We start from the raw sequence: 12866 nt of genomic DNA on the forward strand, positions 1-12866 counted from the left end.
GGCCGAGACGGACCGCAAAATGCGCGGTGTCAAGACCCTCCGGCGACGGAATCTCCGGCCTCGATCAGCGTCGCCAGGTTCGAGGGCCCGACCACGTCCACCGCGCACCGGAAGCGGTCCGGCGTGAAGGCCGCCCCCACCAGCGCCGCGTACCCGCCGTACGAACCGCCGTAGATCCCCACCCCGGACCCCGCGCCTCAAACGCCGGCGAGGCTGGAATCGCCGGGTCCCCGGAGGGGGCGTCGGCCCGGCCCCGTCCCTCCCCCTCCTGGGGACGGGGCCGGGGGTCATGGGAGGGGGACGGGGTCGGGGGAGTCGGGGGCCCAGGCGGTCAGGGGCCGGAAGCCCTGGTGGCCGCACTCGCCGAAGACGGTCAGCGGCCCCCCGCCCGAGACCGCGGCCAACCGCCACGGCACCGCCCCCCGCACCGGCACCGCCGCCCCGCCGTCCGCATCGGCCAACTGCCAGACCGGCTCGCCCGGCACCGGCACCACCCCCGCCAGCACCACCGGCCACGAGTCCAGCCACGGATCCGCCCGCAGCGCCTCGCCGTACGCCGCGAGCGCCGCCCCCGTCGACACCCCCGGCGGCACCCCCGCCCCGCCGCCGGCCCAACCCCCGCCCCCCGCCGAGGTACCGGCAACCGCACCCCCACCCACGCCCGCACCCCCGTCAGGCCGAGGCCGGCCGCCCGCCGCGGCTCCGGCGAGCGGATCCGCACCCGCACCCCCGTCAGACCGATCCCGGCCCCCCGCCGGGGCACCGGCGAGCAGGGTCGGGTCGTCGGCGGGCGGCCAGCCGGTCACCCCGAACCGCTCGCCCAGTTCCGCGCGGAGGCCGGCCGAGCCCTCGTGGAAGGTGGCTTCGGCGTCCAGGAGGAGGCCGGTGGGGAGGGAGAGTTGCGGGGGGCGGCCGGCGGGGGCGTAGTCGAGGAGGAGGGCCGTGCGGGCGGTGGTGGTGCCGCGGAGCCACAGGCGGCGGGTGGTCAGGCGGCCGTCCGGGGAGACCGTGTCGTACTGGGCCAGGACCTGCCAGCGGTCCCGGACCGGCTCCCCGGCCGGAGCCCCCGGCAGCCCCACCCTGGTCCGGACCGTGGCGGCCAGCGGCGCCGGCAGGCCGTCCCGGGCGAGCCAGGCCCGGTCCAGCAGGTGCAGCAGGGCGCATTCCTCCAGCATCCGCACCGGCCAGCCGGGGCCCGAGGACGGGATCGTGCCCAACTCCCGCACCCGCGCGGCCAGTCCCGGAGCCTGGGCGTCGACCATCCGGGCCGCCGTCTCCTCCCAGGCCGCGTAACCGGCCTGCTCCTGGCCCGCCAGGCCGGTGCGCAGCAGGTCCGCCAGCCGCTGCTCCAGCTCCAGGACACCGGCCCCGATGCGCCCGGCCCGCCGGTCGGCGCGGCGCCGGGCCGCCTCCGGGTCCGCCGGACCGCGCCCCGCCGCCGTGTCCTTCCGCTGCGCCTCCCGGGCGGCCCGCGCGGCGAGCCATTCCGCCGCCCAGTCCGGCGCCGGTCCGTCCCCCTCCGGCACCGCGCCGTCCTCGGCCGCCCACCGCAGCAGCAGTCCCAGTGCGTGCTTGCACGGGAACTTCCGGCTCGGGCAGGAGCATTGGTACGCGGGCCCGGTCAGGTCGACCACGGTCCGGTACGGCGTCCGCCCGCTGCCCTTGCACACCCCCCACACCGCACCGGAACCGGAACCTCCGGTCTGCGACCAGGGCCCGGCCCCGCCGAGCTTGCTCCCCGCCTTGCGCGACGCCTCGTCAGGAGCCAGAGACAGCACCTGCTCGGACGTCCAGCGCACCCCCTGAACAGTCATGCGAAAGACGGTAGACGCCCCCACTGACAATCCCTCTGACCTGCAACGATCCCTGATCCAGGGGGTGTTGTCAGTGCGGTGGTGCACGGTGGTGAACACAACCGGCAGCTCTGGAGGGGGAGGCATGACCATGCCCGAGAAGAAGCCCGGGGCCACGGCCCTGCGACCGCACGCCGAAGACGCCTTCGCGGAAGAACTGAAGGCCCTGGCGGCGGCCGACGACCGGCCCCGCCCGGACCGCTGGAAGCTGTCCCCCTGGGCGGTCGCCACCTACCTCCTCGGCGGCACGCTCCCCGACGGCACGCTCGTCACGCCCAAGTACGTCGGCCCCCGCCGCATCGTCGAGGTGGCCGTCACCACCCTCGCGACCGACCGCGCCCTGCTGCTCCTCGGCGTCCCCGGCACCGCCAAGACCTGGGTCTCGGAGCACCTGGCGGCCGCCGTCAGCGGCGACTCCACCCTCCTCGTCCAGGGCACCGCCGGCACGCCCGAGGAAGCGATCCGGTACGGCTGGGACTACGCCCGGCTGCTCGCCCACGGCCCCAGCCGCGAGGCGCTGGTGCCCGGCCCCGTGATGCGCGCCATGGCCGAGGGCATGACCGCCCGGGTCGAGGAGCTGACCCGCATCCCCGCCGACGTCCAGGACACCCTGATCACGATCCTGTCGGAGAAGACCCTGCCCATACCCGAGCTGGGCCAGGAGGTGCAGGCGGTCCGCGGCTTCAACCTGATCGCCACGGCCAACGACCGCGACCGCGGGGTCAACGACCTCTCCAGCGCGCTGCGCCGCCGCTTCAACACGGTCGTGCTGCCGCTGCCCGCCACCCCCGAGGACGAGGTGGACATCGTCTCCCGCCGCGTCGAGCAGACCGGCCGCGCCCTCGACCTGCCGGCCGGCCCCGAGGGCATCGAGGAGATCCGCCGGGTGGTCACGGTCTTCCGCGAGCTGCGCGACGGCGTCACCGCCGACGGGCGTACGAAGCTCAAGTCGCCCAGCGGCACCCTCTCCACGGCCGAGGCCATCTCGGTGGTCACCGGCGGCCTCGCCCTCGCCGCCCACTTCGGCGACGGCGTGCTGCGCCCGTCCGACGTCGCCGCCGGGATCCTCGGGGCCGTGGTCCGCGATCCGGCGGCGGACCGGGTGATCTGGCAGGAATACCTCGAGGCCGTGGTCCGCGAGCGGGAGGGCTGGCAGGACTTCTACCGCGCCTGCCGGGAGGTGACGGCATGACCGGGCCCGCCCTCCTGGGCGTGCGCCACCACGGCCCCGGCTCGGCCCGCGCGGTGCGGGCCGCGCTGGAGGCGGTCCGGCCCGAGGCGGTGCTGATCGAGGGGCCGCCCGAGGCCGACGCCCTGCTGCCGCTGGCCGCCGACCCCGGGATGCGGCCGCCGGTCGCCCTGCTCGCGCACGCCGCCGACGACCCGGGGCGGGCCGCCTTCTGGCCGCTGGCGGCCTTCTCCCCGGAGTGGGTGGCGCTGCGCTGGGCCCTGGCGGCCGGCGTCCCGGTCCGCTTCATCGACCTGCCCGCGGCCCACTCCCTCGCCGCCGCGGAGCCCCCGGACGCCCCGGACGGCCCCGAAGGCGCCGGGCAGGTGCGCCTCGACCCGCTCGCCGCCCTGGCCGAGGCGGCCGGGTACGACGACCCCGAGCGCTGGTGGGAGGACGCCGTCGAGCACCGCACCGGCGGCGGCCCGGCCGCCTTCGAGGCCGTGGCCGAGGCCATGACCGCGCTCCGGGAGGCGCCCGGCCGCGACGACCACCGGGACCTGGTCCGCGAGGCGTACATGCGGCAGCGGATGCGGGCCGCCCGCCGCGAGTTCGGCGACCGGTTCGCCGTGGTCTGCGGCGCCTGGCACGTCCCGGCGCTGCGCGCCAGGACCACCGTCGCCGCCGACCGGGCCCTGCTGACCGGCCTGCCCAAGGTCCGGACGGAGGTGGCCTGGGTGCCCTGGACGCACCGCCGGCTCGCCCGCGCCACCGGCTACGGCGCCGGCATCACCTCCCCCGGCTGGTACGCCCATCTGTACGCCGCGCCCGACCGGCCGGTGGAGCGCTGGCTGACCGAGGTCGCCCGGCTGCTGCGGGCCGAGGACCAGCAGGTCTCCTCCGCGCACGTCATCGAGGCGGTCCGGCTGGCCGATGCCCTGGCGGTGCTGCGCGGCCGCCCGCTGCCGGGGCTGGCCGAGACGCTGGACGCGGTCCGCGCGGTGATGTGCGAGGGCTCCGACGCCCCGCTGGCGCTGGTCGCGGACCGGCTGGTGGTCGGCGACGCCCTCGGCGAGGTGCCGGAAGGAGCGCCGGCCGTCCCGCTCCAGCGGGACCTGAACCGCCGTCAGCGCACCCTGCGGCTCAAGCCCGAGGCCCGCGACCGGGAGCTGGAGCTCGACCTGCGCGGCCCCACCGACGCGGCGCGCAGCGTGCTGCTGCACCGGCTGCGGCTGCTGGGCGTCCCGTGGGGGACCCCGGCCGCCTCGCGGGGGAGCACCGGCACCTTCCGCGAGACCTGGCAGCTGAGCTGGCAGCCCGAGCTGTCGGTGCGGGTGGCCGAGGCGGGGGTCTGGGGGACCACCGTCGAGGCCGCGGCCACCGCCAAGGCAGAGGCGGAGGCCGCCGGGGCCGACCGGCTCGGCGCGGTGACCGCGCTCGCCGAGCGGTGCCTGCTCGCGGAGCTGGGGCGGGCACTGCCCGCCGTCCTGCGCGCCCTGGCCGACCTGGCGGCCCTGGACACCGACGTGGCCGGGCTGGCCGAGGCGCTGCCCGCACTGGCCCGGGCGCTGCGCTACGGCGACGTCCGCGGCACCGACACGACCGCACTGGGAACGGTCGCCGCCGGCCTGGCCGAGCGCATCTGCGTGGCACTGCCGCCCGCCTGCGCCGCGGGCCTGGACGCCGACGCGGCGGCCGCGCTGCTGGCCCATGTCGACGCCGTGCACGGCGCGATCGCCCTGCTGTGCCGCACGGAACCAGACGGGGCGGCGGCCGCACCGGCACCGGCCGGTGCCGGCCTGCCGGGCCGGTGGGCCCTGGTCCTGCGGGGGCTGGCGGGGCGGGCGGCGGTGCCCGGGCTGATCCGCGGCCGGGCCGCCCGGCTGCTGCTGGACGAGGGGCGGCTGGCGGACGACGAGACCGCGCGGCTGATGGGACTGGCGCTCTCCCCGGCCGCGGCCCCCGCCGACGCCGCGGGCTGGATCGAGGGCTTCCTCGGCACCGGCGGCGGCGGAGGCACCCTGCTGGTCCACGACGCCCGCCTGCTGGCCCTGGTCGACCAGTGGCTCGCGGAGGTGCCGGCCCGCGCCTTCACCGACGTACTGCCGCTGCTGCGGCGGACGTTCGGGGCGTACGACGCGGGGGTCCGGCGCACCCTCGGCGAGCTGGCCCGCCGGGGTCCGGGCCGGGAGCCGGCCGCCCCGGCCGAGGCGGGCGTCCCGGGCTTCGGCCCCGCACCCGACCCGGACCGGGCCGCCGCGGTGGTCCCCCTGGTCCGCCTGCTCCTGGGCCGGACCGCCTGACCGGCCCGGCCCGCCCACATCGGACGACGACACGAGGGGACACCATGACGACCACCACCCCGGCCCCGGCCGGCCCGCCCGACGAGGAGCGGCTGCGCCGCTGGCGGCTGGTGCTCGGCGCCGAGGGCGGCGAGGGCACCGGCTGCGCGCTCGGCGACCGGGACGCCGCGATGGACGCCGCGCTCGGGGCCCTGTACGGCGGCGGACCGGCCCGGCGGCGCGGCGGCGGCGAGCGGTCCGCCGGGCTCGGCGGCTCCGCCCCGGCGGTCGCCCGCTGGCTCGGGGACATCCGTACCTACTTCCCGAGCTCCGTGGTCCAGGTGATGCAGCGGGACGCCATCGACCGGCTGGGCCTGGCCTCCCTCCTCATGGAGCCGGAGATGCTGGACGCGGTCGAGGCGGACGTCCACCTCGTCGGCACCCTCCTGTCCCTCCACAAGGCGATGCCCGAGACCACCCGGCAGACCGCCCGCACGGTGGTCGCCAAGGTCGTCGAGCGGCTGGAGGAGCGGCTGGCCGCCCGTACCCGGGCCACCCTCACCGGCGCCCTCGACCGGTCCGCCCGGGTCAGCCGCCCCCGGCACCGGGACATCGACTGGGACCGCACCATCCGGGCCAACCTGAAGAACTACCTCCCCGAGCACCGCACCGTCGTCCCCGAGCGGCTGATCGGCTACGGCCGGGCCGCCCGGTCGGTGCGGAAGGAGGTCGTCCTGTGCATCGACCAGTCCGGCTCGATGGCCGCCTCGGTCGTCTACGCCGCCGTCTTCGGCGCCGTCCTGGCCTCCATGCGCTCGCTCGCCACCCGGCTGGTGGTCTTCGACACCGCCGTCGTGGACCTGACCGACGAGCTCGACGACCCGGTGGACGTCCTCTTCGGGACCCAACTCGGCGGCGGTACCGACATCAACCGCGCGCTCGCCTACTGCCAGTCGAAGATCACCAGACCGGCCGACACGGTCCTCGTCCTGATCAGTGATCTCTACGAGGGCGGCATCCGCCGGGAGATGCTGCAGCGGGTGGCCGCGATGAAGGCCGCCGGGACGCAGGTCGTCACCCTCCTGGCCCTGTCCGACGAAGGCGCCCCGGCGTACGACCGGGAGCACGCCGCGGCCCTGGCCGCGCTGGGCGCCCCCGCCTTCGCCTGCACCCCCGACCTGTTCCCGGAGGTGATGGCCGCCGCGATCGAGAAGCGTCCGCTGCCGATCCCCTGACGGCCCCGCGCGCCGCCGGCCCGGCCTCCGTATTTGGTGAGAACAATGGTGAGATCACACGAACTCGCAGCTCAACCGTGAGGCGATCTGTGAGGCGAATCACCGCTCCGTTGTGACTTGCGATTTAGGGACCTACGTCCCACGGGGATAACCTGCCGGACGGACATGCCGCGTTCACGGTCACCGTGTGCGCTTCCCTTGTGACAGCGCCGTCACGTTGCCCTCCGCGGCACGCCCACGCAGATAGCAGACAACCGCGATCACTGCGAATCTTAAAAAAGACAAGGGACGGACGCGCGTGGACCTGTTCGAGTACCAGGCGAGGGACCTCTTCGCCAAGCACGGTGTACCGGTGCTGGCCGGTGAAGTCATCGACACGCCTGAGGCGGCGCGCGAGGCCACCGAGCGGCTGGGCGGCAAGTCGGTCGTCAAGGCGCAGGTGAAGGTCGGCGGCCGCGGCAAGGCCGGCGGCGTGAAGCTCGCCGCCACCCCGGACGAGGCTGTCGCCCGCGCGACGGACATCCTGGGCATGGACATCAAGGGCCACACGGTCCACAAGGTGATGATCGCGGAGACCGCTCCGGAGATCCTGGAGGAGTACTACGTCTCCTACCTCCTGGACCGCACCAACCGCACCTTCCTGGCCATGGCCTCCGTCGCCGGCGGCATGGACATCGAGGAGGTCGCCGAGAAGACCCCCGAGAAGCTGGCCAAGGTCCCGGTCAACGCCAACGAAGGCGTGACGATCGAGAAGGCCCGCGAGATCGTCGCCCTGGCGCAGTTCCCGGCCGAGGTCGCCGAGAAGGTCGCCGCGGTCATGGTGACCCTGTGGGACACCTTCGTCGCCGAGGACGCCCTCCTCGTCGAGGTCAACCCGCTGGCCAAGGTCGCCTCCGGCGAGGTCATCGCCCTCGACGGCAAGGTCTCCCTGGACGAGAACGCCGAGTTCCGCCAGCCGGGCCACGAGGAGTTCGTGGACCACGCGGCCGCGAACCCGCTCGAGGCCGCCGCCAAGGCGAAGAACCTCAACTACGTCAAGCTCGAGGGCGAGGTCGGCATCATCGGCAACGGCGCGGGGCTCGTCATGAGCACCCTCGACGTGGTCGCGTACGCCGGTGAGAACCACGGTGGCGTCAAGCCCGCCAACTTCCTCGACATCGGCGGCGGCGCCTCCGCCGCCGTCATGGCCAACGGTCTCGAGATCATCCTCGGCGACCCGGACGTCAAGTCGGTCTTCGTCAACGTCTTCGGCGGCATCACCGCCTGCGACGAGGTCGCCAACGGCATCGTCCAGGCCCTCCAGCTCCTGAAGGACAAGGGCGAAGAGGTCACCAAGCCGCTCGTCGTCCGCCTCGACGGCAACAACGCCGAGCTGGGTCGCAAGATCCTCTCGGACGCGAACCACCCGCTGGTCCAGCGCGTGGACACCATGGACGGCGCGGCCGACAAGGCCGCCGAGCTCGCTGCGGCTGCGAAGTAAAGGGACGAGGTCACAGACTCACCATGGCTATCTTCCTCACCAAGGACAGCAAGGTCATCGTCCAGGGCATGACCGGTGCCACGGGCATGAAGCACACCAAGCTGATGCTCGCCGACGGCACCAACATCGTCGGCGGTGTCAACCCGCGCAAGGCCGGCACCTCCGTCGACTTCGACGGCACCGAGGTCCCGGTCTTCGGCTCCGTCGCCGAGGCGATGGAGAAGACGGGCGCCGACGTCTCCGTCCTCTTCGTCCCGCCGGCCTTCGCCAAGGCCGCCGTCGTCGAGGCCATCGACGCCGAGATCCCGCTGGCCGTCGTCATCACCGAGGGCATCGCGGTGCACGACTCCGCCGCCTTCTGGGCGTACGCCACCGCCAAGGGCAACAAGACCCGGATCATCGGCCCGAACTGCCCCGGCCTGATCACCCCCGGCCAGTCCAACGCCGGCATCATCCCGGGCGACATCACCAAGCCCGGCAAGATCGGTCTCGTGTCCAAGTCCGGCACGCTGACCTACCAGATGATGTACGAGCTCCGTGACATCGGCTTCACCTCGGCCGTCGGCATCGGTGGCGACCCGGTCATCGGCACCACGCACATCGACGCCCTGGAGGCCTTCGAGGCCGACCCGGAGACCGAGCTGATCGTCATGATCGGCGAGATCGGCGGCGACGCCGAGGAGCGTGCGGCGGACTTCATCGCGAAGAACGTCACCAAGCCGGTCGTCGGTTACGTCGCGGGCTTCACCGCCCCCGAGGGCAAGACCATGGGCCACGCGGGCGCCATCGTCTCCGGCTCCTCCGGCACCGCCCAGGCGAAGAAGGAGGCCCTCGAGGCCGCCGGCGTGAAGGTCGGCAAGACGCCGACCGAGACCGCCAAGCTCGCGCGCGCCATCCTCGGCGCGTAAGCAGCAGTCGCACGGCCGCGGCCCGCATCCCCTCCGGGGGGTGCGGGCCGCGGCCGTCGGCGTGTCCGGGGCCGGCCGGTACGCCGCTCAGCCGGTACGCGGGACCAGGCGTTCGGGGCCCGGCGCGGGGGCCGAGCGCAGCTTCTGCCGGAGCAGTTCGTCCTGGACGGTGAGCCGCTGGGGGCCGCCGTGCGGGGGCACCCCCGAGACGGAGGCACCGGGGGACTCCACCGGCTCGTACTTCCGCGGCGCGGTCGCGGTGGTGTAGGCGGTGGCCAGCGCGATCAGCACGGTCAGCCCCAGCGCGGCCCGGGTCCACCGGCGGGCCCGGTGCTCGGCCACGGACCGCACGAAGGCGGCGGGCCGGGGCTCCAGCGGCGCCGCCGGGACGACCGCGCCGAGCCGGTCGTGCAGCAGCCCGGGGGCGGCCAGCTCCGGCACCCGGCCGGTGAGCTCGGCGTGGGCGCGGACCAGCCGCTGCCCGGCCACCGGGGTGCTGGCCTCCGTCTCGGCCGCGGTGTCGGGCAGGTCCAGGCCCACCCCGTCGTAGAGCAGGACGGTCCGCCGGTAGCGGGGCTCCAGCGCGAGCAGCGCGTCCATCAGCGCCCGGTCGTCGGGGGCGGCCGGCGGGCGGTCAGGGTGCTTGTGGGCGCGGCGCAGCCGGTGCCAGGGGGAGAGGGCGTACTCGTAGGCCGCGGCGCGGACCCAGCCCACCGGGTCCCGGTCGGCGGCCACCTCCGGCCACTGCGCCCAGGCCTGCTGGAAGGCCCGCTCCACGGCCTCCCGGGCCAGGGTGTGGCGGCCGGTGAGCAGGTAGGCCTGCCGGGTCAGCGGGCCGGCCGTGAAGGCGTACAGGGCGTCGAAGGCCTGGGCGGGGGTGAGGGCGGGCCCGGGAGCCTGCTCGGGTACCTCGCCGGGCCCCTCGTGGGGTGCCTCGTCGGGAGCGGTCCGGGCCGCGTCCCCGGGAGCGCGCTCCCCAGCCGGGGGCGCGGACTCCGGCGCGGTTCCGTCCACGTCCACGTCCGCGGTCGCGGGGGTCGCCTGGAGGGTGCCCTCGACGTCCGGAGCGGTCGGCTCCGGTGGCGTTGCGGACGGGGTGGGGCGGGCGGCGGGCCGGGCGGCCGCAGGGCTCTCGCCGCCCTCGGCGCGGGCCCGTACCGAGGGCGCGGGCCGGGCGCCCGCCAGCAGCTCCTGGCGGGGCGGGTTGTGCCGGGCCACCAGCGTCGGGGGCTTGGCGGCCCGCTTGGCCGCCGGGCGGGGCCGGGTGCTGGGCGAACCCCCCTTCGGCGGTACCGGCGGCCGGCCGCGGCCGGGGGCGGCCGGGGCGTCGTGGTGCGCGCCGGGGGCGGCCGGGCGGTCGTCGGGGCCGGCCTCGGCCGCCGCTTCCGGTTCGGGCCCGGGCGGGCCGGCTTCCGGTGCCGGGTCGTCCGCCGGCGGGTGCTGCGGGCCGTCCGAGTGCCCTGCGGCGGGCTCCGGGTGAGGGCCGGTCAGCTGCCGCTCCGTCAGTTCGGCGGGCTCGGGCGCCGCTTCGGAGGGGTCCAGCCCGGCCAGCAGCTTCGCGTAGGCCTCGCGCTTGCGCCCGCGCGGTTCGCTGCGGCCGGTCTCCCAGGAGCGGACCGTCGCGGCGGTCACGCCCAGGCTGGCGGCGACCTCGTCCGGGGTCAGATCGCCGGACTCGCGCAGTCGCCGCCGCTCCTTGGGGGAGGGGAGGGAAAGCTCCGAGGCGGTGTCGACGCTCTGTGTCATGCCGTACTCCCCGAAACGCACCTATGGCCGAAAAAGTACATAACCGTATATTGCGAGACACTACGATCATTCGCCTGTTACGCGGCCACAGCGCGTGTCGTTGGGACCATGGCGGGGTGACTCACGTGACGCTCCGTCGTCGTCGCCGTTCTCCCGCTGCCGCCGCCTGTGTCCTGGGCGGTGCCGTCGCCGCCGGGCTCGGCCTGGGTGCGCTGGCCGTGCTCGTGATGGTGCTGTGGATCAGCTCCCCCTACCCGGACAGCGGACCCGGCGCGGCGCTGCACATCGCCGCCGGGCTGTGGCTGCTGGCCCACGGCACCGAGCTGATCAGGCTGGACACCCTCTCGGGCGTGCCCGCGCCGGTCGGCCTCACCCCGCTGCTGCTGCCCGTCCTGCCGGTCTGGCTGATGCGGCGGGCGGCCCGCAGCGCGCTGTACGAAGGGGAGGTCGAGGGCGGTCCGGACGGCCCGGCGGCCGGCAAGGGGCTTTCGACCGGAGCCGTCTTCTCGGCGGTGACCTGCGGATACCTGGTGGTGGGGGCGGGGGCCACGGCCTACGCCGCGGGCGGGCCGATGCCCGCCGACCCGCTGAGCGCGGCCTGGCATGTACCGCTGGTGGCCGCGCTGGCCGGGGCCGCGGGCGTCTGGAGCGCGCGCGGCCGGCCGTACGGGCCGCTGCCGGGCTGGGTGCCCGGGGGCGTGCGCCGGGCCTTCGAGCGCCCCCGGTACGCGCGGGCGCTGCGGGCCGGGACGGCCGGGGCGGTCGTCCTGGTGGGCGGCGGCGCCCTGCTGGTCGGGGCCTCGCTGGTCTGGCACGGAGGGCTCGCGCAGCGGTCCTTCCTGGAGCTGACGGGGGTCTGGTCGGGGCGGTTCGCGGTACTGCTGCTGGCTCTGGCGCTGATCCCGAACGCGGCCGTGTGGGGGGCGGCGTACGGCCTCGGGCCGGGCTTCGCGCTCGGCACGGCCGCGCTGGTCACCCCGCTCGGCACGGCAGGGCCCGCGGCGGCGGCGCTGCCGAGGTTCCCCCTGCTGGCGGCGCTCCCCGACGACGCGTCGGCGGGCTGGACGGCACTGGGCGTGCCGTTGGCGGCCGGGCTGGTTTTGGGCCTCTTCGCGGGCCGGGACGCGGACTCGGGCGGCGAGGCGGCGGCCACGGCGGCGTGGGGGGCGGTGGTGTGCGGGGCCCTGATGTCCGCGCTGGCCGCGGCGGCCGGCGGGCCGGTGGGCTCGGTCCGGCTGGTGGCCTTCGGGCCGGTGTGGTGGGCGGTCGGGGTGGCGGCCGTGGCGTGGTCCGCGGCGGTGGCGGTCCCGGTGTCGCTGGCGGTCCGGGCGGTGGCCCGCCGCGGCGCGGGTGACGCGGCCTGGGACGCGGGCCCCTGGCATGCGAGTGGCGTCCGCGAGCTCCGCTGGCAAGCCCTGCGCCAAGCCGCCGGCTCCCTGATCCCCGACTTCCCCCCACCCCCCTCCGGGCCCGGAGCCCAGCCCCCGACTCCCGCCCCGGCCCCGTCCTCCTCCGGGCCCGAGGCCCCGGTCCCCGCCCCGGCCGAGGCCCCGTCCTCCGGCCTGGTCCCGGCTGCCGCCCCGGCAGGGTCCCAGTCCTCGGCCGACGTCTCCGCCGCGGCGCCGGCCACCGTGCCGCCGGCCTCGGTGGACCCGGCTGCACCCGGCCCCGAGGCCCAGGCGCCCCCGGCCACGGGGGCACCCCAGCCCCCGCCCGCCGCCCCGACCGAAGTCCCTGCGGGGCTGGCCCCTCCCCACCCTTCCCCCGTTCCCCGGGGCTCCGCCCCGGACCCCGGCCCTCAATCGCCGGGCGGGCTGGGGGGTTGGGGTTCCGGGGCGGATGACAGGAGTGAGGGCTCGGTGCCCTCGCCGTACGTCACGGGGGCGCGGCCGGTTCCTCGGCGGGTACGGGATGCCTTGGCTCCGGACGACGCCGGGTCGGAGTAGGGGAACCGTTCCCCTTGGCCGGACTTCGGCCCCCGGGCCGTGGTGGCGTGGATCAGCGCTGCTGAGGAAGGCATTTCCAGCGGCGCTGGGGGCGCCTCCCGTCGGTGGCCGGAGCAATCCAGCCCCGCCGAGGCCTCCCGGCGCCAGCCGGGGGAGTGGCCCATCCAGCCTCGCCGGCGTTTGAGGCGCGGGGTCCGGGGCGGAGCCCCGAAAGGCGCCTTGAACAGGGCGGCCTTGGCGAGCAGCCG

9 protein-coding genes are annotated in these 12866 nt (G+C 76.2%); 6 read left to right on the forward strand and 3 right to left on the reverse strand.

What is annotated here, in order from left to right:
* Window positions 1-29: 29 nt before the first annotated feature.
* The gene (locus tag AB0O40_RS35900; protein WP_365050127.1) at window positions 30-182 is read right to left on the reverse strand and encodes a prolyl oligopeptidase family serine peptidase; all 153 of its coding nucleotides are present in this window, start codon (window positions 180-182) and stop codon (window positions 30-32) included.
* Between the two features lie 105 nt (window positions 183-287).
* On the reverse strand, window positions 288-1814 hold the full coding sequence (locus AB0O40_RS35905) for an SWIM zinc finger family protein (RefSeq protein WP_365050129.1): 1527 nt from the start codon (window positions 1812-1814) through the stop codon (window positions 288-290).
* Between the two features lie 124 nt (window positions 1815-1938).
* On the opposite strand from AB0O40_RS35905, the gene AB0O40_RS35910 reads away from it, so the two are divergent.
* The 5 genes from AB0O40_RS35910 (at window position 1939) to sucD (ending at window position 8926) form a co-directional block, all read left to right on the forward strand.
* Window positions 1939-3045 (forward strand): AAA family ATPase, encoded by a 1107-nt coding sequence (locus AB0O40_RS35910; protein ID WP_365050131.1) that lies wholly within the window; start codon window positions 1939-1941, stop codon window positions 3043-3045.
* Entirely contained in the window at window positions 3042-5324 is a 2283-nt protein-coding gene (locus tag AB0O40_RS35915; RefSeq protein WP_365050133.1) for a DUF5682 family protein, read from the forward strand. Before AB0O40_RS35910 ends, AB0O40_RS35915 begins: the two co-directional genes overlap by 4 nt.
* A 44-nt stretch (window positions 5325-5368) precedes the next feature.
* Window positions 5369-6538: a VWA domain-containing protein gene (locus AB0O40_RS35920; RefSeq protein WP_365050135.1), complete on the forward strand. Its 1170-nt coding sequence runs from the start codon at window positions 5369-5371 to the stop codon at window positions 6536-6538.
* Between the two features lie 298 nt (window positions 6539-6836).
* Window positions 6837-8018: an ADP-forming succinate--CoA ligase subunit beta gene (gene sucC / locus AB0O40_RS35925; RefSeq protein ID WP_365050137.1), complete on the forward strand. Its 1182-nt coding sequence runs from the start codon at window positions 6837-6839 to the stop codon at window positions 8016-8018.
* Between the two features lie 23 nt (window positions 8019-8041).
* Window positions 8042-8926 carry a succinate--CoA ligase subunit alpha gene (gene sucD / locus AB0O40_RS35930; protein WP_365050139.1) on the forward strand — a complete coding sequence of 295 codons (885 nt, stop codon included), beginning with the start codon at window positions 8042-8044 and terminating at the stop codon, window positions 8924-8926.
* Window positions 8927-9013: 87 nt separating this feature from the next.
* Here sucD and AB0O40_RS35935 read toward each other — a convergent pair whose 3' ends face one another.
* On the reverse strand, window positions 9014-10672 hold the full coding sequence (locus AB0O40_RS35935; protein ID WP_365050141.1) for a helix-turn-helix domain-containing protein: 1659 nt from the start codon (window positions 10670-10672) through the stop codon (window positions 9014-9016).
* 116 nt (window positions 10673-10788) lie between these two features.
* Here AB0O40_RS35935 and AB0O40_RS35940 point away from each other — a divergent pair, with 116 nt between their 5' ends.
* Window positions 10789-12618 carry a DUF6350 family protein gene (locus AB0O40_RS35940; protein ID WP_365050143.1) on the forward strand — a complete coding sequence of 610 codons (1830 nt, stop codon included), beginning with the start codon at window positions 10789-10791 and terminating at the stop codon, window positions 12616-12618.
* Window positions 12619-12866 lie beyond the last annotated feature (248 nt).

Origin of the sequence: Streptomyces sp. NPDC089919 (genome assembly GCF_040684615.1) — a bacterium.
In the GTDB taxonomy this organism is placed as follows: Bacteria; Actinomycetota; Actinomycetes; order Streptomycetales; family Streptomycetaceae; genus Streptomyces.

Excerpts from the sequence above, each read along its gene's own strand:
- AB0O40_RS35905 (WP_365050129.1), bottom strand. The coding sequence starts at position 1,814 with ATGACTGTTCAGGGGGTGCGCTGGACGTCCGAGCAGGTGCTGTCTCTG.
- AB0O40_RS35910 (WP_365050131.1), top strand. The coding sequence starts at position 1,939 with ATGACCATGCCCGAGAAGAAGCCCGGGGCCACGGCCCTGCGACCGCAC.
- AB0O40_RS35915 (WP_365050133.1), top strand. The coding sequence starts at position 3,042 with ATGACCGGGCCCGCCCTCCTGGGCGTGCGCCACCACGGCCCCGGCTCG.
- AB0O40_RS35920 (WP_365050135.1), top strand. The coding sequence starts at position 5,369 with ATGACGACCACCACCCCGGCCCCGGCCGGCCCGCCCGACGAGGAGCGG.
- sucD (WP_365050139.1), top strand. The coding sequence starts at position 8,042 with ATGGCTATCTTCCTCACCAAGGACAGCAAGGTCATCGTCCAGGGCATG.
- AB0O40_RS35935 (WP_365050141.1), bottom strand. The coding sequence starts at position 10,672 with ATGACACAGAGCGTCGACACCGCCTCGGAGCTTTCCCTCCCCTCCCCC.